The following is a 22,005-nucleotide window of genomic DNA, read 5'->3' on the forward strand; positions in this document are numbered from 1 at the left end:
GAGCGAAGGCGTCAGCGCGGCGCGTTGGCGCGGGCGTCCTGGCCATCGCCTTCGGGCGCCGCGATGATGTCCCGCGTCGTCTGCCCCTTGTCGACGACGTTGGTGTCGGGATCACCGGCGGAGGAGCGAATGCCGGCATCCACCGTATCGCCGCCCGCCGCCTGAACCACCGAGCGCTCGCCGGCGCTACGCGGGGCGCTGCCGAACAGCGCCTCCAGCGTCTGCGACTGCGCCGAGGTGGCGGACTGGACGCGCGCCGCGCCCGGGGTCGGCGGCACCAGCGCGAAATCGGGCGGGATGATCAGCGAGGGCTGGCGCGCCACCGCGAATTCGTCCGGACGGTCACGATCGAGGCCGTTGCTCGCGCACCCGGCCAGCGTCACCGCGAGGACTGCGCCCATGACGATCGACTTACGCATTCACATTCTCCGAAGCCATCTTGTCCGGCTTTGCCGCCGGCTTATCGCGGATCAGCAGCGCCCGCGCCAGCAGAATGAGCACGCCGATGGTGATCGCCGCATCCGCGACGTTGAAGACGAGGAACGGCCGCCATTCGCCGAAGTGCAGGTCGGCGAAGTCCACGACATAGCCGAACCGCACCCGGTCGACGATATTGCCGAGCGCCCCACCGAGCACCAGGCCGAGCGCCAGCTTGTCGGCCGCCTTCTCCTCGCGCCACATCCAGAAGGTGACGGCGCCGGCGATTGCCGCGGTCATCACCACCAGGCCCCAGCGCGCGAACTCACTCTCCGCGCGCAGCAGGCCAAGGCTCACGCCCATGTTCTGCACGAACCGCAGATCGAAGAACGACACGATCTCGCGCGAGGCACCCAGGAAGTTGATGCCGAGCGGCCCGGTCACCACCCATTTGATCAGCTGGTCGAGCACGAACACGACTGCCGCGGCGACGAGGCCGGCAACAGGCACGCTGCGCTTCACGCCGCCACCTCGCCAACCACCTCGGCGCAGCGGCCGCACAGGGCGCTGTCCTCGACAACTTCGGGCAGCAGGCGCCAGCAGCGCCCGCACTTGTGGTAATCGGTCCGGCTCACCGTCACCTCATCGCCCGGCGATACCTTCGCCACGATGAACGCCTCGGCCAGCGCATCGACGGACAGCGGCGTTTCGGGCACGGTCACGTTCGCCTCCAGGCTGGAACGCACGATCTTCTCGCGGCGCAGCGGCTCGATCGCCTCGGTCACGCGCTCACGAAGGCGGCGCACCTCCAGCCAGCGGGCGCTGACGTCCTCGCCCGCTTCCGCCGGCAGTTCCGGCCAGTCGAGGAAGTGAACCGAGCCATCCTCGCTCGGGAAGCGCGATTGCCACACTTCCTCGGCGGTGAAGACCAGCACCGGCGCAGCCCAGCGCACCATCGCGTGGAACAGCACGTCCAGCATGGTTCGGTACGCCCGGCGCTTCGTATCCGTCGGCGCGTCGCAATAGAGCGAATCCTTGCGGATATCGAAGAAGAACGCCGACAGATCCTCGTTGGCGAAATCGCTCAGAAGGCGGACATAGCCGTTGAAGTCGTAATCAGCGATCGCACGGCGCAGCTGCTGGTCCAGCGCATGGACCAGATGGAGCATGTACCGCTCCAGTTCCGGCCATTCCGCCACCGGCAGCTTCTCCGCCTCGTCAAACCCGTCGAGCGCGCCCAGGAGGTAGCGGAAGGTATTGCGCAGCTTGCGATACTGGTCAGCGACACCGGCCAGGATTTCCTTGCCGATGCGGTGATCCTCGGTGAAATCGACCGACAGCGCCCACAGCCGCAGGATGTCCGCGCCATAATCGCGCATCAGATCAAGCGGGTTGATCGTGTTGCCGAGGCTCTTGGACATCTTCATGCCCTTGGCATCCATCGTGAAGCCGTGCGTCAGCACCGCATCATAAGGCGCCCGCCCGCGCGTGCCGCAGCTTTCCAGCAGCGACGACTGGAACCAGCCGCGATGCTGGTCCGACCCCTCGAGGTAGAGATCCGCCGGCCATGACAATTCCGGCCAGCGCCCGCTTTCCAGCACGAAGGCATGGGTGCAGCCCGAATCGAACCACACGTCGAGAATGTCGGTAACCCGCTCGTAATCGGCCGGATCGCGTCCCTCGCCAAGGAAGCCCGCGGCGGCCTCGTCGGTCCAGGCATCGACGCCCTTCTCGCGGAAGGCGTCGACGATGCGCGCGTTCACTGCCGGATCGACCAGCAATTCGCCCGTCGCACGATGCACGAACAACGCGATCGGCACGCCCCAGGCGCGCTGCCGGCTGATCACCCAGTCGGGCCGCCCCTCGACCATCGCGCCGATGCGGTTGCGCCCCTTCTCCGGCACGAAGCGCGTGGCCGCGATCGCGGCGATGGCGCGGTTGCGGAGGGTGTCACCTGCATTCTGCGCCGGACCAGATAGACGTTTTGCTTGTTCAAGTCCGGGAGTCTCTGGACGCTCCACACCAGTGGCTGCGATCAGTTCTTCTTCATTGCCGCTAAGATACCCCACGGCAGCGGACGTGGTCAGAAGCGCCGTGATCGGGTCCCTGCCCGTATTCGGCTTAGGTTCGCCTGAGCTGGCCTTAATTGGCTTGTCGACGGCGATGAACCATTGCGGCGTGCAACGGAAGATCACCTTCGCCTTGGAACGCCAGGAATGCGGGTAGCTGTGCTTGAAATCGTCGCTCGCCGCGATCAGCGCGCCCGCTTCGCTGAGGTCGGTGCAGATCGGCCCGTCAGCGGCGACGAACTTCTTGTTGATGACGCTGCCCTGCCCGCCCAGCCACAGCCAGTCCGGGCGGTACATGCCGCCGGCATCCACCGCGAAGACCGGATCGATGCCATGCGCCTTGCACAGCTCAAAATCGTCCTCGCCATGGTCGGGCGCCATGTGGACGAGGCCAGTGCCCGCGTCGGTGGTGACGAAATCGCCCGGCAGGAACGGACGCGGTTTGGCGAAGAAGCCGCCCAGTTCATGCATCGGGTGACGCGCCACCGCGCCCGCCAGCTTCTCGCCGCTGAACGCCGCCAGCACGGTCACCGTGCCCGCCGCATCGCCGATCTTCACCACCACCGGGTGGCCGATCCGCGCGCCGAAGCTCTCCAGCAGATCGCGCGCCACCAGCAGGGTGCGCGGCCCTTCCACCATGTCGTCGAAGCGGGCGAGGACGTATTCGACCTCCGGCCCGTAGGCGAGCGCCTGGTTCACGGGGATCGTCCACGGCGTGGTGGTCCAGATCACCGCATGGGCGCCGACCAGCTCCGGCGCGTTCGGCGCCTCGGTGATCTCGAACGCAACGTCGATCTGCGTCGACACCACGTCCTCATATTCGACCTCGGCCTCGGCCAGTGCGGTCTTCTCGACCGGGCTCCACATCACCGGCTTTGCGCCGCGATACAGCTGCCCCGTCTCGGCGAACTTCATCAGCTCGGACACGATGGTCGCCTCGGCGGCGAAGTCCATCGTCAGATACGGCTTGTCCCAGTCGCCGTTGACGCCCAGCCGCTTCAGCTGCTCGCGCTGCGTATCGACCCATTTCTGGGCATAGGCGCGGCATTCGGCGCGGAATTCCGCCGGCGGCACCTCGTCCTTGTTCAGCTTCTTCTTGCGATATTCTTCCTCGACCTTCCACTCGATCGGCAGGCCGTGGCAATCCCAGCCGGGAACGTAGGGCGCGTTCTTCCCCAGCAACGTCTGGGTGCGCACCACCATGTCCTTCAGGATATGGTTCAGCGCATGGCCGATGTGCATATCGCCATTGGCATAGGGTGGGCCATCGTGAAGGATGAACTTCTCACGATCCGCACGCTGCTCACGCAGCCGCTGGTACAGGCCCAGCCGCTGCCACCGCTCCAGAATCGCAGGCTCCTTTTGCGGCAGGCCCGCCTTCATCGGGAAGTCGGTCTTCGGCAGGAAGACGGTGTCGCGCCAATCCTTCTGATCGGTCTCGCGTGCGGTGGTGTTTTCGTCGGCCATAGAAGCTCGCGCCCTTAGCGGAACCGCGGGCTTTCACAAAACCGTTCGTGCGCTTTGCCGCGCGCGACGATCACACGGTGCGCAGCAGCGCCCGGGCGCGGTCGCAATCCGCTGCCATTTGCGCCTTCAGCGCGTCGAGGCTGTCGAACTTCGCCTCCGGCCGCAGGAACTCGATCAGCGCCACCTCGATCGTCTGGCCGTAAAGATCGCCCGAGAAATCGAACAGGTACGGCTCCAGCAATTCCTTGGGCGGGTCGAAGCTTGGACGGATGCCAAGGTTCGCCGCGCCGTCATGCCAGCGCCCGTCGGGCAGCTTCACGCGCACGGCATAGATGCCATAGGCCGGCCGCAGGTAGTTGCCGAGATCGACGTTCGCCGTCGGATAGCCGATCTCGCGGCCCAGCTTGTCGCCGTGTCGCACCTCGCCCGCGATCGTGAACGGCCGCGTCAGCAGCCGCGCCGCGTCCGCCGGCCGTCCGTCGCGCAGCGCCGCGCGGATGCGGGTGGAGGAAACGATCTCGCCATCCAGCGTCACCGCGCCGACCGCATCCGCGCTGAACCCATGAACCGCGCCAAGCGCGGCCAGCGCCGCAACGTCGCCGCTGCGCCCCTTGCCGAAGGTGAAATCCTCCCCCGTCACCACCCCGCCGACGCCCAGCTGGCCGACGAGATGAGTCGTCACGAATTCCTCGGCGGAAAGCGCCGCAAGGCGCGCATCGAACTGGAACACCAGCACCGCATCGACGCCGGCATCACGCATCAATGCCGCGCGCTGCTCCAGCGTCGTCAGGCGGAACCAGGGCGCGTCGGGCGCGAAATAGCGCATCGGATGCGGGTCGAACGTCGCGACCAGCGCCGGCCGCCCCTCACGCCGCGCCCGCTCGATCGCGCGGCCGACGACTGCCTGGTGCCCGAGATGGAAGCCATCGTAATTGCCCAGCGCGACGATCCCGCCACGCAGCTCGGCGGGCAGCGTCGTGCCCGCATCCAGCCGTATCAACCCCTGCCGCTCCATCGCCGCCGGCGCATAGCGGGCTGTACGTCAGCGCACCAGTGTCACGAAGCTATAGCCCGGCCGGTCGCCATCCGCGGCATGATCCTCGCGGAAGACCTCGCGCCAGCCGGTGAAGGCGGGAACGATCGTGTCCCCATCGGGATCGGCATGAACTTCGGTCAGTTCGATCCGGTCGGCGCGATCGAGGAACAGCGCGAAGACGTCCGCCCCGCCGATCACGGCGGCATCCTCGCCGGCCAGCGCCAGCGCCGCGTCGGGCGAGTGCACCACCTCCGCCCCTTCCGCCTGCCAGGCCGCGTCACGCGTCAACACGATATGGCGGCGGCCGGGCAGCGGCGACGGAAAACTATCGAACGTCTTGCGCCCCATGATCATCGGGCGTCCGATGGTCTGCGCCTTGAACCGCTTCAGGTCAGCCGGCAGCCGCCAGGGGAGCCCTCCATCCCGACCGATCACGCCATTGCGCGCCCGCGCGAGATGGAACGTGATCGTCATCGAACGCTGCGCTCCGCGATCATGGGCGTGTTCCCCTGGCACGGCTGGGGCGCGCCCGATTGCAACAGCCAGGCTGCGAGCGTGGCGGTGGCGATGGTGATGACATAGTCCCGCATGGCATCGTCTCCCTAACGATTACGTTTGTAGTCGTCAAGGCTGAACGCCCGCTGAACTCTGCTGCACCTCCTCCGTCAGACGGCCACCGGCGCCTTGATATGCGCCTGCGCTTCATAGCCGTGAAGCACGAAATCCTCATATTCATACTGGTCGATCGCCGGCGGCTTTCGCAGGATCTCGAGCCGCGGCAGCGCGGTCGGCTCGCGGGTCAATTGAAGCCGCGCCTGCTCCAGATGGTTGGAATAAAGGTGGCAATCGCCGCCGGTCCAGATGAACTCTCCCGGCTCCAGCCCGCATTGCTGCGCCAGCATATGGGTCAGCAGGGCATAGCTGGCGATGTTGAACGGCACCCCAAGGAAGATGTCCGCGGAACGTTGGTAAAGCTGAAGCGACAGCCGTCCGTTCGCCACATGGGTCTGGAACAGGCAGTGGCACGGCGCCAGCGCCATGGCGTGGAGGTCCCCGGGGTTCCACGCGGTGACGATCTGCCGGCGCGAGGCAGGGTTGGTGCGGATGTCCTCGATCAAGCCCTTGATCTGGTCGATGTGGCGCCCGTCGGCAGTCACCCAGTCGCGCCACTGCTTGCCATAGACCGGTCCAAGGTCGCCCTTCTCGTCCGCCCACTCATCCCAGATGCTCACCTTGCGCTCCTGCAACCAACGGACATTGGTGTCGCCGCGCAGGAACCACAGAAGCTCGATGATGATCGATCGGAGGTGCAGCTTCTTGGTGGTCAACACCGGGAAGCCTTCCGCCAGGTCGAAGCGCATCTGATGGCCGAACACGCTGAGCGTTCCAGTCCCGGTGCGGTCCATCTGCCGGGCACCCGAATCGAGCACACGGGCCATGAGGTCGAGGTATTGGCGCATGAGGCGACGCTAAATCGATTGGTCCACCGCGCCAAGTGACGAGTCCGGATCGGCGGGGTTCTCTTGCCGCGGCAGGCATCGCCGCCCCACCCCCATCCCATGCACGGCATCGACCCGGTGATCCTCCCGCACCTCTTGGCGATCGCGGCCGGGAAAACCGAATCGGTCGCCTTCATCTTCCTGAACAAGGGAGGCGCGGCGCTCGGCCTGCATCACATGCCCTCCACAAGCGCCTCGCGCGTGGACGTGTCGCTGCGCACCGTCACCGCACTGGCGATGGCGCATGATTCGCAGGACGTGATGATGGCCCACAACCACCCGTCCGGCGATCCCGAGCCCTCGGCGGAGGATCTGCGCACCACGCGCCGACTGGCGGCGGCGCTCGACGCTTTAGGGATTCGGCTGGTCGACCATCTCGTGCTGGCCGCCGGTGCCAGCGTCAGCTTCCGCGCGCGCGGGCTGCTGTGACGGCTGCAGACGGCACGACTGGATTGCGCTCGGTTCCGGCCGCGCGCCGCGCGCGGTGAAGGTCGCGAAATAGCCGCCGGCTGACGGCATCGGCTGCATCGCGACGAGTTGATAGCCGACCGCGGCAAACTCGCATTTCAGCAATGCCGGCGGGGTGCCGTGATCGACGGTACTGCGGTTCGCGTCCACCACAACCACCAGCCCGCCCGGTCTCAGCGACGGGCGCATCCGCCACAGGAACTCATACGGCTGCGCAATCTCATGGTACATGTGGACCATGAAGATCCGGTCGAAGCTCGCCTCGGGCAGCTTGGGATCGGCCGGCTCGCCCAGCTTGACGCTGACATTGTCCAGCCGCTCGCGCGCGACACGTTCCGCCAGCGCGTCGCGCGTCGCGGGCATGATGTCCTGCGCCAGAACGCGGCCGTCCTCGCCCACCTTCTGCGCCAGACGGATCGTGTAATAGCCTTCGCCCGCGCCGATATCGGCGACCGTCATGCCCGGCCTGATCTTGGCGAGCGCCATGACGGTGCCCGCCTCGTTCACCCGGTCACGCGCTTCCTCGTTCGACCAGCGCGACGAGACGATATGGGCGACCGGCCGGTCCGCCGCGGGGAACGGGCCGGGATCCTTCGGCTCTTTCTTGATCAGCGGCTCGCCGCCGTCACAGGCGGCAAGAAGCAGCGCGCTCGACGCGATCGCCGCGATCAGCCCCACGCGCAGGTACGGCGCACCGCGCCGGGGCATGGCTCCGCCCCGCATCCCCCCACAGCGAAGCGTCGTCCCCCGGCTCATCCTTATTCCACGTCCTCCACCTCGACAGCCTCGCCCGTCACGCGCTGCGCCAGCGCCGCGGCCATGAACTCGTCGAGATCCCCGTCAAGCACGTCGCTGGGCGAGGTGGAAGTGGCACCGGTGCGCAGGTCCTTCACCAACTGGTACGGCTGAAGCACGTACGAGCGGATCTGGTGGCCCCAGCCGATGTCGGTCTTGGTCGCGTTGACGGCGTTCGCCTCTTCCTCGCGCTTGCGCAACTCGTGCTCGTACAGGCGGGCGCGCAGCTGGTTGTACGCCTCCGCCTTGTTCTTGTGCTGCGATCGCTGGTTCTGGCACGCCACGACGATGCCGGTCGGCAAGTGGGTGATGCGCACCGCCGAATCGGTCGTGTTGATGTGCTGACCGCCGGCGCCCGACGCACGATAGGTATCGATGCGCAGCTCGCTGTCGTTGATCTCGATGTCGATCGAATCGTCGATCACCGGATAGACCCAGACGCTGGAGAAGCTGGTGTGGCGGCGCGCGGAGCTGTCGTACGGGCTGATCCGCACCAGGCGGTGAACGCCGCTTTCCACCTTGGCATAGCCATAGGCGTTCTCGCCCTTGATCAGCAGCGTGGCCGATTTGATCCCCGCCTGCTCGCCGGCGTGATAGTCGATCAGCTCCACCTTCATGCCGCGCCGCTCGGCCCAGCGGGTGTACATCCGCTGCAGCATCTCGGCCCAGTCCTGGCTCTCGGTGCCGCCAGCGCCGGCGTTGATCTCGATATAGGTGTCGTTGCCGTCGGCCTCGCCGGCCAGCAGCGCCTTCACCTTGTCCTCGGTCGCCTTGCGCGCGAGCTGCGCCAGGGCCTGGGTGCCCTCCTGCGCCATCTCCTCGTCACCCTCGGCCTCTGCCATCTCGATCAGCTCGACCGTGTCGGACATTTCGCGCTGGATCGCGCGCGTCGCCGTAATCGCCTCGTCCAGCCGGCGGCGCTCGCGCATCACGTCCTGCGCCGCCTTGGGGTTCTCCCACAGCGTCGGATCCTCGACACGCGCATTCAGTTCGTCCAGCCGCCGCACGGCACGATCCCAGTCGAGGAACCGCCGCACCAAAGCCAACGCCTCGTTGATCGTGTCGACATGGGCCTGCGCTTCAGCGCGCATGGTTATTCTCCGCTTCTGGCGTCAGTCCAGCACAAGTCGGGAATCCCCTGCGGCACGAGCAACGCGTCAGTGGCGGGAGATCCCGGCCTGCGCTGGGATGACGATTTGGTTGGCGGACTTAGGGCCTCAACAACGACGACACAATGCCGCCCGTTATGGCTCTAGTAGATGCCGCCCTCGCGCTGCAGGAAGTCGCTGTCGCTTGCCTTCTTCTGCTCGCCGCTGCTCGCCTTTTCGGTCGCCGCCGGTGCCGGGCCGGTGCGGCGCGGCGCACGGCGCGCCTCGGCCTGCGGCTTGAACGCCTCCCAGATCACCGATGCCTTGGGATCGCTGTCGGTCGGGAAGGTGCCGTAGACAGGGCGCCCGCTCGCGCGGTCGATCCGCACCATGCGGATGCCGGCGGGCGCGCGGAACGGCAGCACTTCCATCCCCTCATACGCCTTCTGCGCCCATTGCTTGAAGATCGGCGCCGCGAGCGTGCCGCCCTGTGCGTAGCCCCCAAGGTTCACTGGCGAATCGTAACCGATGTAGACGCCGGCCACCATCTGCGGCGTGCCGCCGATGAACCACACGTCCTTCGGGCCCGAATTCGTGCCGGTCTTGCCGAAGATCGGGCGATCGAGGTCACGCAGCGTGGTCGCGGTCCCGCGCTGGATCACGCCCTCGGCGATGTGCACCATCTGGTAGGCGGACATGGCGTCCAGCACCTGGCGGCCACGCGTTACCGGCCGCGGCATCGGCTTGCCGTCCCATTCCGGCATGTTGCAGCGATCGCACGCGCGCCAGTTCTCCGGCCAGATCACCTGGCCGCGCCGGTTCTGCACGAAATCGATCAGCGACGGCGCATGCCAGCGGCCATGATTGGCCAACACGCCATAAGCGTTGACCATCTTCATCACGGTCGTCTCGCCGGCGCCCAGCGCATAGGAAAGGTACGGCTCGTAATCGCCGACCTCCAGCGCCTTCATCAGCTTGACGACGTTGCTCATGCCGGTGCTGGCGGCTGCCCGCACCGTCATCAGGTTGCGCGATTGCTCGACGCCCCAGCGCATCGTCCGCGGGCCCGCACCGCGCGAATTGCCGAAGTTGCGGAAGCACTTCTGCCCAAGCCGCGCGCCCTGATAGACGCAGAACGGACCGTCGACGATGATCGAGGCGGGCGTCATGCCGTGCTCCAGCGCCGCCGCATAGACGATCGGCTTGATCGTCGATCCGGGCTGGCGCATCGCCTGCGTCGCGCGATTGAACGATTGGAGCGATGCGTCGAACCCGCCCTGCATCGCCAGGATCCGCCCGCTTTGCGGCTCCTGCACCACGAACCCGCCTGAAATCTTCGGCACCGATCGCAGCGCGAAGCTGCTACCCCCGGCCGGCGCCACCGCGATGATGTCGCCTTCCTTCAGCGTGCCGAACGCCGGCGTGCCCTTGCCACGCAGCGGCATCTGCGCGGCGGAGCGCGGCAGGGTGCCTTCCGTCCCGTCCGCGAACCCGATCCGGGCCGCGCTCGCATCCCGCGAAATGACGATGGCGGCGCGCCAGTCGGCATAATCGAGTGCGATATTGGTATCGAGCAGCGCCCCCTGCCAGCGTCCGTCCGTAATCTCGACGTGCCGCAGCGGCCCCGAGAACCCACGCCCGCGGTCGTAGCGTAGCAGGCCATCACGAAGTGCCTGAGCCGCCGCTTCCTGCACGTTGCGATCGAGCGACGTGCGCACCCACAGGCCGCCGGAATAGACGCTGTACGGCCCGTCGCGCGCCGTCTCGCCGAACTTGTTGATCAGTTCGCGGCGCACTTCTTCCACGAAATAGCCGCCGACGCGCTCGAACTTGGGCGTGCGGCGCGTGATCGCGCCGATCGGTTCTGCCTGCGCCGCCAGCTTCTGCTGCGTGGTGATGAAGCCGTTCTTCTCCATTTCGCCCAACGCCCAGTTGCGCCGGTCGATCGCGCGCTGGGTGTTGCGGAACGGATCGTAGTTCGCCGGCCCCTTGGGAAGGATGGCAAGATACGCCATCTGCGCCAGATCCAGCTCGCTCAGTTCCTTGTCGAAATAGGCATGCGCCGCCGCCTCGACACCGTACGCGTTCCGGCCAAGGAAGATCTGGTTGAGGTACAGCTCCAGGATCTGCGGCTTGGTCAGCGTATCCTCGATGCGCCACGCCAGAATCGCCTCGCGCATCTTGCGGGTGGGCGAATATTCGTTTCCGATCAGCAGGTTCTTCGCCACCTGCTGGGTGATCGTCGAGCCGCCGCGCGCGCGCCGCCCGCTCCCCAGCTTCGACACATAATCGACCACTGCACCGGCAAGCCCGGGATAGTCCACGCCGTGATGCTCGAAGAAGGTCTTGTCCTCGGCCGCGAGGAAAGCGTTCACCAGCATCTTGGGATATTCGTTGAACGACAGTTCCACGCGCCGCTCGCGGGCGTAGGAATAGATCGGACCACCATCGATCGAGCGCACGTTGGTCGGCAGCGGCGGTTCGTAGGTCCGAAGCTGCTCCACCGATGGCAGATCGCGGGTCACGACGTACCAGAAGCCGCCAAAAACGACCATGCCGAGCACGGCAAGCGCCGTCAGCAGCTTCACCCAGCGCCGCCCCCAGATCGGCGCCAGCCGCTCGGCGATGCCGCCGCTCATGCGGCGCAGCCGCAGCTTGTTCGGTTCGGGAGGTGTCGACGCCATACGCGGCGCCGGTGTTTAGGGAGCAGGCGCAGGGCTGGCAACAACGCTCGGCCAAGCAGTTGCCCGCGGCGGACGCGCTGCCCCTGCCCTCATCGGGCTGCGGTCTGCGTCAACCGCCGCGCGAAGTAGACTTCCACCGCGCGCCTAACGCTCTGCGCCACACGCGTGCGCCCCTCGCGGCTGTCGAGGAAGGCGGCGTCCTGCGGATTGGAGATATAACCCGTCTCGAACAGGATCGATGGCATGTCCGGCGCCTTCAGCACCAGCAGCGATGCCATGCGGTGGAAGTTCTGCTTGGTCGGGATGAGCGGCTTCGCCTCGCGCCCCAGCAGCCGCGCGAACCCGGCGGAGGCGTTCATCGTCTCGCGCTGCGTCAGATCGATCAGGATCGAGGAGACGTCGTCGCTCTCGTCGAGGTCGACGCCGGCGATGATGTCCGACTTGTTCTCGCGCGAGGCGAGCCGGGCGGCTTCCTTGTCGGAAGCGATGTCTGACAGGGTGTAGGCCGTGGCGCCGGATGCGTCGCCCGAACCGACGCTGTCGCAATGGATCGAGATGAACAGGTCCGCCCGCAGCCGTCGCGCCACGCCAAAGCGCTCGCGGTGCAGGATGTACCGGTCATCCTCCCGCGTCAGCGCCACGCGCACGCGGCCCGACGCGAGCAGTTCGTCGCGGATCGCCTTCGCAATCTTCAGCGTCACGTCCTTTTCGCGCAGCCCCGTTTCCGGGTTGATCGCGCCCGGATCGTTGCCGCCATGCCCGGCGTCGATCACCACCAGCGGGCGGCTGTCATCGCCCTGCACCCGCGGCAGCACGCTTTTCTTCGCCGGCGGCACCGGGATCGACACCTTGTACTTCGGCCGCTTCTCGCCCCAGCCGAACGGGAGGAAGCTCAACGGCGAGGCATTGCTGGCCGCGGAGAAGTGCTGCGCATCCACCTGGCGCAGCGACAGTTCCAGCGTGCGCCCGTCGTCCTCGAACTTGCCCTTCGACACGACCATCGGCTGCGCCAGATCCAGCACCACCCGCGCGCCATCGCTGCCCCGCCAGCCCTGGCGTACCCGCGTCACATATCGCTCGCCCTGGTCGGATTGGCCCGGGCGCGCGCCGTCGATGTCCACCGCGATCCGCTGCGGCCCGTCCAGCACGAAGCTTGATGCACCGCGCACCGCTTCATCGAACCGGATCAATACTCGGCCGTCCTTGATCTCGACACGCTCGACGGTCGCGGCCCAGCTGGGCGCGGCAAGCATCATGCCGACGGCCGAGGCGAGAATGTACGACACGCGCCGATTATGCCGCGCCGGGGGGTGGCCGGTCCAGCCAAAAGCCATGAAACAAACCCTTTTACTCCGGGGCGTCCGGCTTATCTTCTGTGTGTCAAACCAGGGTTTCGGCATTCGGTTAATGCGGCATTCGGCATATTCTTGCCGCTTCGCCGGCAAGGACGTTCCGGTTGCCGAATGACGCTTGAGATGCTAGGCATCATCTTGATCGGATTGCGCGTTGCCTTGACGCGCCGCCGACCCACCGCCCGTCCGGCCGTTCGCGCCGGCGCGGCGCAACCAGGTTGACGTTCGCATGTCGCATTTCCCCGCACCGCAGATCCGACCGGCCCTCGCCGGCGGCGCGGATACGGGTTCGGTCCAGGGCGTGCTGCTCGGCCGTGCGCGGCGCACGAAGGCACAGTTCACCACCATTTGCTTTGCCGGCCACAGGGGGCCGGCAGCGCCTTTTTATCGCGTGGCCCCGCCGTTCGGCGGCGCGAGCCGCGCGCGGAGACCATATAATGACCATGCGCATGCTGATCGACGCACGCCACCGGGAAGAGACCCGCGTGGCAGTCGTCAAGGGAAACCGCATCGAGGAGTTTGATTTCGAGAGTGCCGAGCGCAAGCAGCTCAAGGGGAATATCTATCTCGCCAAGGTAACCCGGGTCGAACCGTCGCTGCAGGCGGCGTTCATCGACTACGGCGGCAACCGCCACGGCTTCCTCGCCTTCTCGGAAATTCACCCGGATTATTACCAGATCCCCAAGGAAGATCGCGAAGCCCTGCTGCGCGAAGAGGCGGAGCATGCCGCCGAGGAAGCCAAGCTGCGCGCCGAACAGGAAGCGCACGAGGACGATTCCGACGACGCCAACGAGGATGATCTCGAGCGGTTCGAGGATGACGGCGGGATGGATCCCGAAGTCGCCGAGGAGATGGAAGGCGAGGATCGCCCGACCCCTTCGGCCACCGGCATCAACGACGATCAGGTCGAGGCGCTTCGCCAGCGCCGTATGAACCTGCGCCGCCGCTACAAGATTCAGGACGTGATCCGCCGCCGCCAGGTGCTGCTGGTCCAGGTCGTGAAGGAAGAGCGTGGCAACAAGGGCGCGGCGCTGACGACCTATCTGTCGCTCGCCGGCCGCTATTGCGTGCTGATGCCCAACACGTCGCACGGCGGCGGGATCAGCCGGAAGATCAGCAATTCGTCCGATCGCAAGCGCCTGAAATCGATCATGGCCGAGCTGGAGCTGCCGCCCTCGATGGGCTGCATCGTGCGCACCGCCGGCCTCAGCCGCACCCGCACCGAGATCAAGCGCGACTTCGATTACCTCGCCCGCCTGTGGGACGGTATCCGTGAAAAGACGCTGACCAGTGCGGCCCCCGCGCTGATCTATGGCGACAGCGATCTCATCAAGCGCGCGATCCGCGACATCTACAACAAGGACATCGACGAGGTCATCGTCGAGGGCAACGACGGCTATCGCCAGGCCAAGGAATTCATGCGCCTGCTGATGCCGAGCCACGCGAAGCGGGTGAAGCATTACAGCGATCCCATTCCGCTGTTCCAGCGCTGCCATGTCGAGGATCAGCTCGCCGCCATGTACCATCCGGTGGTGCAGCTGAAGTCCGGCGGCTACCTCGTCATCAACCCGACCGAGGCGTTGGTCTCGATCGACATCAACTCCGGCCGGTCGACGCGCGAGCATAATATCGAGCAGACCGCGACCGCGACGAACCTTGAGGCGGCGCAGGAAATTGCCCGCCAATTGCGCCTGCGCGACATGGCCGGCCTCGTCGTCATCGACTTCATCGACATGGACAACAATTCCAATGTCCGGAAGGTCGAGAAGGCGATGAAGGAGGCGCTGAAGAACGATCGCGCCCGCATCCAGGTTGGCCGCATCTCCAGCTTCGGCCTGATGGAAATGAGCCGCCAGCGCCTGCGCACCGGCGTGCTCGAAGCCTCCACCCGCCCCTGCCCGCATTGCGAAGGCACCGGCCTCGTCCGCACCGCCTCGTCCGCGGGCCTCAGCGCGCTGCGCCTCATCGAGGACGAAGCCGCACGCGGCCGCGGTTCGATCCTGACGCTGCGCGCCAGCGTCGAGGCAGCGGTGTACGTGCTCAACCGTAAGCGCGCCGACATTGCCGAGATCGAGGACCGCTACGGCGTCACGGTCGAGATCCTGCCCGACGGCGAGCAGGAAGGCGCCCGCATGCTGGTCGAGGCATCGGGCCCGCCGCCCGCTTACCCGCCGAAGTTCGATCCGCCGGTCGAAGAGATCGAGGACGATATCGTCGACGAGATCGAGGAAGAAGAGGACGAAGTGGTCCTCGCCGGCGAGGAAGAGGATGAGGCGCGCAGCGACGAGCCCCGGTCTGAGGAGCATCGCGAGGGCGGCCGTCGCCGCCGCCGCCGGCGTGGCCGTCGCGGTCGCAGCGATGCGGACGCAACGCCCGCCTCGAACGCCGATCTCAGCGAGCCGGAGGACGCGGAGTCGATCGACAGCGAGTCCGATCAGGACGAAGCGGCCGAGGAAACCGTCGCCGCTGCCGAAGGTGAGAGCGAAGCCGAAGGCGGCCGTCGTCGCCGCAATCGTCGCGGACGGCGCAACCGTCGCCGTGATGGCAACGGCGATGAGGCCGGCCAGGCAGAAGTCGCGACCGACGCCGCTGACACCGCCGCGGCAGAGCCGGTCGTAGGGGTCGCTGCCGAGCCGGCCCCGGCCGAGACCGCCCTGGTCGAGGTTGCCGAGGCCGCACCGGCGGAAGCGCCCGCGCCCAAGACGCGTCGTCGCCCCCGCGCCAAGGTTGCGGCAGAGGCAGCACCGGCTGCCGACGCGCCCGTGACCGAACCGGTCGCCGCTCCTGCCGCGATCGAGACGCCCGGCATCGAGGCGATCGCACCGGCTGCGGAGGAAGCACCGGCCAAGCCGAAGCGCACCCGTCGCAAGAAGGCCGATACCGCGGAAGCCGCACCGGCTCCCGCCGAGCCAGCGGCAGAGGCGGAAGCACCGGCCAAGCCCAAGCGCACCCGCCGCAAGAAGGCGGACGCACCGGCAGCCGAGGCAGCCGCAGTGGTCGCGAATGACGCGGCCGAGCCGGCGGCTGCGCCTGAGCCCGAAGCCGAGCCCGCGGCTGAAACCACCGAAGCATCGTCGGGCGAAGCGCCCCGGCGCGGCTGGTGGCAGCGGACGTTCGGCTGATCGATGAACCTGCGCCGGGCTTCAGCGGCAGTTAAGCCCACTGCCTGCTTGGTCCGGCGCATGGTTTTCAACGACTTGATCCCGGCCAGCGCCGAATGACGCGTCGTCGCTCCTCGATCCGGATCGTCGCCGTCGCGGCGGTGGTCAGCCTCGCCTGGGCCCAGCCGGCGCAGGCGCAGTCGATCCTGCGCGACGCCGAAACCGAAGCGCTGCTCACCGACATGACGGCGCCGCTCGTCACCGCCGCCGGCCTCTCGCCGCGCGACGTGAAGGTGGTTCTGGTCAACGACGATTCGATCAACGCCTTCGTCGCCGGCGGCCAGATCGTGTACGTCAATTCCGGCACGCTGCAGGCCGCCAAGACGGCCAATGAAGTGCAGGGCGTCATCGCGCACGAGCTTGGCCATATCACCGGCGGCCACGTCTCGCTGTCCGGGCGCGGCTTCCAGGAAGCGACCGGCATCACCTTGCTCTCCGTCGTCCTCGGCATCGCCGCACTGGCGGCCGGCGCTGGCGAGGCCGGCGCCGGCCTCCTCGCCGCTGGCCAGCAGGCAGCGATGGGCAAGTATCTCGCCTTCTCGCGCCAGCAGGAAGCATCGACCGACGCCGCGGGCGTCAAATATCTCAATGGCGCCGGAATCACCGGCAAGGGGTATTTGAACTTCTTCAAGACGATGCAGCAGCTGGAGTATCGCTACGGCATCACCCGGAAGGTCGAGTATATGCTCAGCCACCCGGTGTCATCGGAGCGTATCGCCGCCATCTCGGAATCGCTGCAGTCGTCGCCCGCCTGGAACAAGCCGCTGAACCAGGACTGGGAAGAACGGTTCAAGCGCGTCCAGGCGAAGCTCGACGGCTATCTCCTCCCGCCCGCGCAGGCGCTGCAGAAATACCCCGAGAGCAACCAGACCATCTACGGCCACTACGCCCGGGCCTATGCCTACCACCGCGGCGGCTACCCGGACAAAGCCGATGCGGAAGCGGCAGCGCTGGTGCTGGCCAAACCGCACGACCCCTATTTCCTCGAGATCAAGGGCCAGATCCTGCTCGAGGCCGGCAAGCCGAAGGAAGCGCTCGCCCCGCTGCGCGAAGCGACCAATGGCTCGCGCAACAATCCGTTGATCGCCACCACCTTCGGCCATGCGCTGATCGCCACCGAAGATCGGGCGAATTACGACGAGGCGAAGAGCGTGCTGCGCACCGCGGTCGCGCGCGACGATCAGAATCCCTTCGCCTGGGTCCAGCTCGGGACGATCTACGAACTCACCGGTGACAGCGCGCGCGCCGCGCTCGCCACGGCCGAGCGCGCCAGCATGATGGGCGATTCGCGCACCGCGGCGCTCAGCGCACGCGCCGCCATGGCCGGCATCCCACAAAATACCTCGGACTGGATCCGGGCTCAGGATATCGCGATGACTGCACAGAACGATCTCGACAGCGGCAAGCGCAAGCGTCGATGAATCGCCTGCAATTGCTGCTTCTCGTGCTGCTCGGCGCAGCCTTCGGTGCCGGCGGCGTGTGGCTTGCCGAACGTGTCGCGCCGGCTGACGTCTCCACCACCAACAAGGCCCAGATCGAGCGGATCGTGCACGATTACGTGCTCGCCAATCCGCAGATCATCCCCGAGGCGATGCAAAAGCTGCAGGAACGGGAAAGCGCGCGCGCCATCGGCGCCGATCGTTCGCGGCTGGAGACGCCCTATCGCAGCGCGGTGATGGGCAACCCGCAGGGTGACGTCACGCTGGTCGAGTTCTTCGACTATAATTGCGGCTATTGCCGCGCGAGCCTTCCCGTCCTCGAGGAACTGGTGAAGGCCGATCCCAAGCTGCGCATCGTCTTCCGCGAGCTGCCGATCCTCAGCGACGAAAGCCGCGATGCCGCGCGCGCTTCGCTCGCCGCCGCGGCGCAGGGCAAGTTCAAGGCGTTCCATGACGCGCTCTACGCCGCAGGGCCGCTCAGCGCGGAGACCATCGCCGCCACCGCCCGCCGCACCGGTGTCGACCTGACCAAGGTGCCGGACGACGCCGATAGCGAAATCGCCAGCAACCTAACGCTCGCCGGCAAGCTCGGCCTCACGGGCACGCCCACCTGGGTGGTCGGTGACAAGGTCCTGTCCGGCGCGCAGCCGCTCGATCGGTTGCAGGACGCGATCGCCGCCGCCCGCGCCAAGTAATCGCAAGCTGATCGAAGGGGAAAGCGCGCTTCCCGATCAGCGGCAGAATTTTGCCTTGTCGTCCTCGAGGTGCAGGTGGTTGCGGTGCGCTGAATTGTAGTTCGGGCCCAACACCGTGCCGAACCGCTTGCAGGCAGAGCCGCTGATCGTCTGCAGGAACCGTCGCACCGCCGGGTCCGGCGAGTTCCAGTCCTGCAAGATCGTGATCCGCCGCCCGTCCTTCAGCTGGAACGCGCCGATGTCGATCGCATTGGCGATCGAATGGCCCGATCGGCGCGCCGTGCCCGCGACGTTGCGGCAGTTGTAGCTTCCCATGCTCTCGATCTTGGTCAGTTCGCTGCCCAGGATCTGGTACGCCGCCGGCCCCACCGCGTTGCGCGCCCATTGCGCATAGGTGCGCGCCTGGCCGCATCGCACCGCGCCGAGGTTCGTCGTCGGCACGCCGATGTCGAGCAGCTTCACCGTGCCGACGATGCCGCAACCCGGGCCGAACTGCCGATCCGGCAGCGGCTCGAACGCAACGCCCAGTTCGCGCAGATCGCGATGGCATTGCGCCGTCTCGCGCGGCGACGGGCCCTCCACCCGCGGCCCGGGGCTGCGCGAATCGCTTCGTTTGGGGGGCTCCGATCGGCCACACGCGGCGAGCATGGCGATGGCGGCCAGCAGGATGACGGTACGCACACTTCCCCCATTCGCGCCTGTCTGATCATTCTTCCGGCGCGTTGATCTTCTATTTCTGCCCTGATTGCAGAAGGAAAGCAGCCCGCCTTGGTGCTCCGCCGAACAGTGTGTGCAGGCGGACGAAACGAGTCCCGCGGCGCTGATCGTGGTTGCTACATCGGCGAACCGCCTCTAGGGCCGTCGGCGGGCCACGCGGTCCCAACGCCGCGCGTGCTCTCTGTAAGGAGAGTCAGACATGACTGATACGACGCTCGCCGACGCCACTCTTGCGCCTGCGAAACCTGCCGCAAAGCCGGCACGACCCTATTTTTCTTCGGGCCCCTGCGCCAAGCCTCCCGGCTGGGATGCCGCCAAGCTGGCCGACGCCACGCTCGGCCGGTCGCACCGCTCGAAGATCGGCAAGCAGCGCCTCCAATATTGCATCGATCTGATGCGCGAGCTGCTGAAGCTTCCGGATACGCACCGCATCGGCATCGTTCCGGGTTCGGACACCGGTGCGTTCGAGATGGCGATGTGGACGATGCTGGGCGCCCGCCCGGTCACCGCGCTTGCCTGGGAAAGCTTCGGCGAAGGCTGGGTGACGGATGCCGTCAAGCAGCTCAAGATCGACCCGAATGTGATCCGCGCCGATTATGGCCAGCTGCCCGATCTGAACGCGGTCGACTGGTCGAACGACGTGCTGTTCACCTGGAACGGCACCACCAGCGGCGTTCGCGTGCCGAACGGTGACTGGATCGCTGACGATCGCGAAGGCCTCTCTTTCGCTGACGCGACCAGCGGTGTGTTCGCGTACGACCTGCCGTGGGACAAGATCGATGTCGCCACCTTCTCCTGGCAGAAGGTGCTGGGCGGCGAAGGCGCGCATGGCGTGCTGATCCTCGGCCCCCGCGCGGTCGAGCGGCTCGAAACATACACGCCCGCCTGGCCGCTGCCCAAGGTGTTCCGCCTCGTTTCCAAAGGCAAGCTCACCGAGGGCGTGTTCAAGGGCGAGACGATCAACACCCCGTCGATGCTGGCCGTCGAAGACGCGATCTTCAGCCTCGAATGGGCCAAGTCGCTGGGCGAGAACGGCCTCATCACGCGCTCCGATGCGAACGCCAGGGCGCTCGACGAGATCGTCGCCGCCCGCGACTGGCTCGGGCATCTCGCGACGGATCCCGCCTCGCGCTCGACCACCAGCGTCTGCCTGACGGTCGATGCCGACGAAGCGGTGATCAAGAAGATGGTCTCGCTGCTCGAGGCAGAGGGCGCCGCCTATGATATTGGCGGCTATCGCGATGCCCCGCCGGGCCTGCGCATCTGGTGCGGCGCTACGGTCGACACCGCGGATATCGTCGCGCTGGGCCCGTGGCTCGACTGGGCCTACGCGACCGCCAAGGCGGCCTGAAGACCACCCCTCCCTTGCGTCACCCCGGACTTGATCCGGGGTCACGCTTCTTCTCACCGTTGCGCCGCAGATGGCGGGCCCGGATCAGTTCCGGGGCGACGGTGCAGGCAAAGGACTATCCCATGCCCAAGGTTCTCATCAGCGACAAAATGGATCCCAAGGCCGCGCAGATCTTTCGCGAGCGCGGCGTGGAAGTGGACGAAATCACTGGCAAGACGCCGGAAGAGCTGAAGGCGATCATCGGCCAATATGATGGCCTGGCGATCCGCAGCTCGACGAAGGTCACCAAGGAGATCCTCGAGGCGGCGACCAACCTCAAGGTCGTCGGCCGTGCCGGCATCGGCGTCGACAATGTCGACATCCCGGCGGCTAGCGCGAAGGGCGTGGTCGTGATGAACACCCCCTTCGGCAACTCGATCACCACCGCCGAACACGCCATCGCACTCATGTTCGCGCTCGCCCGCGACCTGCCGGAGGCCGACAAGTCGACCCAGGCGGGCAAGTGGGAAAAGAACCGCTTCATGGGCGTCGAGGTCACCGGCAAGACGCTGGGCCTGATCGGCGCGGGCAACATCGGCTCGATCGTCGCCGATCGCGCGCTGGGCCTGAAGATGAAGGTTGTCGCCTACGATCCGTTCCTCACCGAGGAGCGCGCGATCGAGCTTGGCGTGCAGAAGGTGACGCTGGACGAGCTTCTCGCCCGCGCCGACTTCATCACGCTGCACACGCCGCTGACCGACCAGACCCGCAACATCCTGTCGGCCGAGAACCTCGCCAAGACGAAGAAGGGCGTGCGGATCATCAACTGCGCACGCGGCGGCCTGATCGACGAGGCGGCGCTGAAGGAAGGGCTCGACAGCGGCCATATCGGCGGCGCCGCGCTCGACGTGTTCGTCACGGAGCCGGCCAAGGAAAGCCCGCTGTTCGGCACGCCGAACTTCATCTCCACGCCGCACCTCGGCGCGTCGACCACCGAGGCGCAAGTGAACGTCGCGATCCAGGTCGCCGAGCAGATGGCGGATTATCTGGTGTCGGGGGGCGTCACCAACGCGCTCAACATGCCCAGCCTCACGGCTGAGGAAGCGCCCAAGCTGAAGCCGTACATGGGCCTTGCCGAAAAGCTCGGCAGCCTCGTCGGCCAGCTGGCACATGGCGCGATCGATCGCATCTCGATCCACATGGAAGGCGCCGCGGCGGAGCTGAACCCCAAGCCGCTGACCAGCGCGGTGCTGAAGGGCTTCCTCGGCACGCAGACCGATACGGTGAACATGGTCAACGCGCCGCTCCTCGCCCGTGAGCGCGGCATGGAAGTGCGCGAGATCCGCACCGAGCGTGAGGGCGATTACCACACGCTGATCCGCGTTTCCGTCCGCACCGCCGACGGTGAGCGTTCGGTCGCCGGCACGTTGTTCGGCGATCAGGCCGCGCGCCTCGTCGAGCTGTTCGGCATCAAGGTCGAGGCCGATCTCACCGGCGCGATGCTTTACGTCGTCAACGAGGACGCGCCGGGCTTCATCGGTCGCCTCGGCACGACGCTGGGCGAGGCCGGCGTCAACATCGGCACCTTCCACCTCGGCCGTCGTCAGGCGGGCGGCGAAGCCGTGCTGCTGTTGTCGGTCGACGAGCCGGTGACGGCGGACCTCCTCGCCAAGGTGAAGGCGCTGCCGGGCGTAAAGACCGCGATGGGCCTGAAGTTCTGATCTGTCTCACGGGCTGTTCGACGGACTGGCAATTCCTGTTGCCATCCGTCGGATAGCCCGTCACCGT

Annotated in this window: 17 protein-coding genes; 6 read left to right on the forward strand and 11 right to left on the reverse strand. The window is 66.8% G+C overall.

Annotated elements, in window-relative coordinates; all coding sequences use genetic code 11:
* Positions 1-11 precede the first annotated feature (11 nt).
* The 6 genes from ACH0AE_RS01450 to ACH0AE_RS01475 all read right to left on the reverse strand — a co-directional run bounded on the left by ACH0AE_RS01450 (position 12) and on the right by ACH0AE_RS01475 (position 6,449).
* Positions 12-419 carry a DUF3035 domain-containing protein gene (locus tag ACH0AE_RS01450; protein ID WP_294442228.1) on the reverse strand — a complete coding sequence of 136 codons (408 nt, stop codon included), beginning with the start codon at positions 417-419 and terminating at the stop codon, positions 12-14.
* Positions 412-939: a signal peptidase II gene (lspA, locus tag ACH0AE_RS01455; RefSeq protein ID WP_294442229.1), complete on the reverse strand. Its 528-nt coding sequence runs from the start codon at positions 937-939 to the stop codon at positions 412-414. Before lspA ends, ACH0AE_RS01450 begins: the two co-directional genes overlap by 8 nt.
* Positions 936-3,953: an isoleucine--tRNA ligase gene (locus tag ACH0AE_RS01460; RefSeq protein ID WP_406875386.1), complete on the reverse strand. Its 3,018-nt coding sequence runs from the start codon at positions 3,951-3,953 to the stop codon at positions 936-938. Before ACH0AE_RS01460 ends, lspA begins: the two co-directional genes overlap by 4 nt.
* A 70-nt stretch (positions 3,954-4,023) precedes the next feature.
* On the reverse strand, positions 4,024-4,953 hold the full coding sequence (locus tag ACH0AE_RS01465; protein ID WP_294442231.1) for a bifunctional riboflavin kinase/FAD synthetase: 930 nt from the start codon (positions 4,951-4,953) through the stop codon (positions 4,024-4,026).
* A gap of 42 nt (positions 4,954-4,995) precedes the next feature.
* Positions 4,996-5,463, reverse strand: coding sequence for a dihydrofolate reductase (locus tag ACH0AE_RS01470; protein ID WP_294442232.1), 468 nt, complete (start codon positions 5,461-5,463; stop codon positions 4,996-4,998).
* A gap of 191 nt (positions 5,464-5,654) precedes the next feature.
* The gene (locus tag ACH0AE_RS01475) at positions 5,655-6,449 is read right to left on the reverse strand and encodes a thymidylate synthase (RefSeq protein ID WP_294442233.1); all 795 of its coding nucleotides are present in this window, start codon (positions 6,447-6,449) and stop codon (positions 5,655-5,657) included.
* 99 nt (positions 6,450-6,548) lie between these two features.
* On the opposite strand from ACH0AE_RS01475, the gene ACH0AE_RS01480 reads away from it, so the two are divergent.
* Positions 6,549-6,917 carry a JAB domain-containing protein gene (locus ACH0AE_RS01480; RefSeq protein ID WP_294442234.1) on the forward strand — a complete coding sequence of 123 codons (369 nt, stop codon included), beginning with the start codon at positions 6,549-6,551 and terminating at the stop codon, positions 6,915-6,917.
* Here ACH0AE_RS01480 and ACH0AE_RS01485 read toward each other — a convergent pair.
* From ACH0AE_RS01485 to ACH0AE_RS01500, 4 genes are all read right to left on the reverse strand, one after another.
* Positions 6,840-7,664, reverse strand: a complete 825-nt coding sequence (locus ACH0AE_RS01485) for a class I SAM-dependent methyltransferase (RefSeq protein WP_294442235.1) — start codon at positions 7,662-7,664, stop codon at positions 6,840-6,842. The genes ACH0AE_RS01480 and ACH0AE_RS01485 overlap by 78 nt on opposite strands.
* 50 nt (positions 7,665-7,714) lie before the next feature.
* Positions 7,715-8,842 (reverse strand): peptide chain release factor 2, encoded by a 1,128-nt coding sequence (gene prfB / locus ACH0AE_RS01490; protein ID WP_294442237.1) that lies wholly within the window; start codon positions 8,840-8,842, stop codon positions 7,715-7,717.
* A gap of 161 nt (positions 8,843-9,003) precedes the next feature.
* Positions 9,004-11,523 carry a penicillin-binding protein 1A gene (locus tag ACH0AE_RS01495; protein WP_294442238.1) on the reverse strand — a complete coding sequence of 840 codons (2,520 nt, stop codon included), beginning with the start codon at positions 11,521-11,523 and terminating at the stop codon, positions 9,004-9,006.
* Between the two features lie 89 nt (positions 11,524-11,612).
* The gene (locus tag ACH0AE_RS01500; protein WP_294442239.1) at positions 11,613-12,857 is read right to left on the reverse strand and encodes an N-acetylmuramoyl-L-alanine amidase; all 1,245 of its coding nucleotides are present in this window, start codon (positions 12,855-12,857) and stop codon (positions 11,613-11,615) included.
* Positions 12,858-13,312: 455 nt separating this feature from the next.
* On the opposite strand from ACH0AE_RS01500, the gene ACH0AE_RS01505 reads away from it, so the two are divergent.
* The 3 genes from ACH0AE_RS01505 (at position 13,313) to ACH0AE_RS01515 (ending at position 18,170) form a co-directional block, all read left to right on the forward strand.
* Positions 13,313-15,997, forward strand: coding sequence for a ribonuclease E/G (locus ACH0AE_RS01505; RefSeq protein ID WP_294442240.1), 2,685 nt, complete (start codon positions 13,313-13,315; stop codon positions 15,995-15,997).
* 95 nt (positions 15,998-16,092) lie between these two features.
* The gene (locus tag ACH0AE_RS01510; RefSeq protein WP_294442242.1) at positions 16,093-17,457 is read left to right on the forward strand and encodes a M48 family metalloprotease; all 1,365 of its coding nucleotides are present in this window, start codon (positions 16,093-16,095) and stop codon (positions 17,455-17,457) included.
* A complete protein-coding gene (locus ACH0AE_RS01515) occupies positions 17,454-18,170 on the forward strand; it encodes a DsbA family protein (RefSeq protein WP_294442243.1) in 717 nt (238 codons plus the stop codon). The genes ACH0AE_RS01510 and ACH0AE_RS01515 overlap by 4 nt, the downstream gene beginning before the upstream one ends.
* Positions 18,171-18,206: 36 nt before the next feature.
* On the opposite strand, the gene ACH0AE_RS01520 is transcribed toward ACH0AE_RS01515, so the two are convergent.
* Positions 18,207-18,851, reverse strand: a complete 645-nt coding sequence (locus tag ACH0AE_RS01520) for an extensin family protein (protein WP_406875387.1) — start codon at positions 18,849-18,851, stop codon at positions 18,207-18,209.
* A gap of 235 nt (positions 18,852-19,086) precedes the next feature.
* Here ACH0AE_RS01520 and ACH0AE_RS01525 point away from each other — a divergent pair, with 235 nt between their 5' ends.
* Positions 19,087-20,238: a phosphoserine transaminase gene (locus ACH0AE_RS01525; protein WP_294442244.1), complete on the forward strand. Its 1,152-nt coding sequence runs from the start codon at positions 19,087-19,089 to the stop codon at positions 20,236-20,238.
* Positions 20,239-20,360: 122 nt separating this feature from the next.
* Positions 20,361-21,938, forward strand: a complete 1,578-nt coding sequence (serA, locus tag ACH0AE_RS01530; protein WP_294442245.1) for a phosphoglycerate dehydrogenase — start codon at positions 20,361-20,363, stop codon at positions 21,936-21,938.
* The last annotated feature ends 67 nt before the right edge of the window (positions 21,939-22,005 follow it).

It is taken from the genome of Sphingomonas sp. 179-A 2A2 NHS, assembly GCF_045371305.1.
Lineage (GTDB): Bacteria > Pseudomonadota > Alphaproteobacteria > Sphingomonadales > Sphingomonadaceae > Sphingomonas.

What these genes read in the sequence shown, in the direction of transcription:
- ACH0AE_RS01450 (WP_294442228.1), bottom strand. Translation starts at nt 419, where the DNA reads ATGCGTAAGTCGATCGTCATGGGCGCAGTCCTCGCGGTGACGCTGGCC.
- ACH0AE_RS01460 (WP_406875386.1), bottom strand. Translation starts at nt 3,953, where the DNA reads ATGGCCGACGAAAACACCACCGCACGCGAGACCGATCAGAAGGATTGG.
- ACH0AE_RS01470 (WP_294442232.1), bottom strand. Translation starts at nt 5,463, where the DNA reads ATGACGATCACGTTCCATCTCGCGCGGGCGCGCAATGGCGTGATCGGT.
- ACH0AE_RS01475 (WP_294442233.1), bottom strand. Translation starts at nt 6,449, where the DNA reads ATGCGCCAATACCTCGACCTCATGGCCCGTGTGCTCGATTCGGGTGCC.
- ACH0AE_RS01480 (WP_294442234.1), top strand. Translation starts at nt 6,549, where the DNA reads ATGCACGGCATCGACCCGGTGATCCTCCCGCACCTCTTGGCGATCGCG.
- ACH0AE_RS01485 (WP_294442235.1), bottom strand. Translation starts at nt 7,664, where the DNA reads ATGCCCCGGCGCGGTGCGCCGTACCTGCGCGTGGGGCTGATCGCGGCG.
- prfB (WP_294442237.1), bottom strand. Translation starts at nt 8,842, where the DNA reads ATGCGCGCTGAAGCGCAGGCCCATGTCGACACGATCAACGAGGCGTTG.
- ACH0AE_RS01495 (WP_294442238.1), bottom strand. Translation starts at nt 11,523, where the DNA reads ATGGCGTCGACACCTCCCGAACCGAACAAGCTGCGGCTGCGCCGCATG.
- ACH0AE_RS01500 (WP_294442239.1), bottom strand. Translation starts at nt 12,857, where the DNA reads ATGGCTTTTGGCTGGACCGGCCACCCCCCGGCGCGGCATAATCGGCGC.
- ACH0AE_RS01505 (WP_294442240.1), top strand. Translation starts at nt 13,313, where the DNA reads ATGACCATGCGCATGCTGATCGACGCACGCCACCGGGAAGAGACCCGC.
- ACH0AE_RS01510 (WP_294442242.1), top strand. Translation starts at nt 16,093, where the DNA reads ATGACGCGTCGTCGCTCCTCGATCCGGATCGTCGCCGTCGCGGCGGTG.
- ACH0AE_RS01515 (WP_294442243.1), top strand. Translation starts at nt 17,454, where the DNA reads ATGAATCGCCTGCAATTGCTGCTTCTCGTGCTGCTCGGCGCAGCCTTC.
- ACH0AE_RS01525 (WP_294442244.1), top strand. Translation starts at nt 19,087, where the DNA reads ATGACTGATACGACGCTCGCCGACGCCACTCTTGCGCCTGCGAAACCT.
- serA (WP_294442245.1), top strand. Translation starts at nt 20,361, where the DNA reads ATGCCCAAGGTTCTCATCAGCGACAAAATGGATCCCAAGGCCGCGCAG.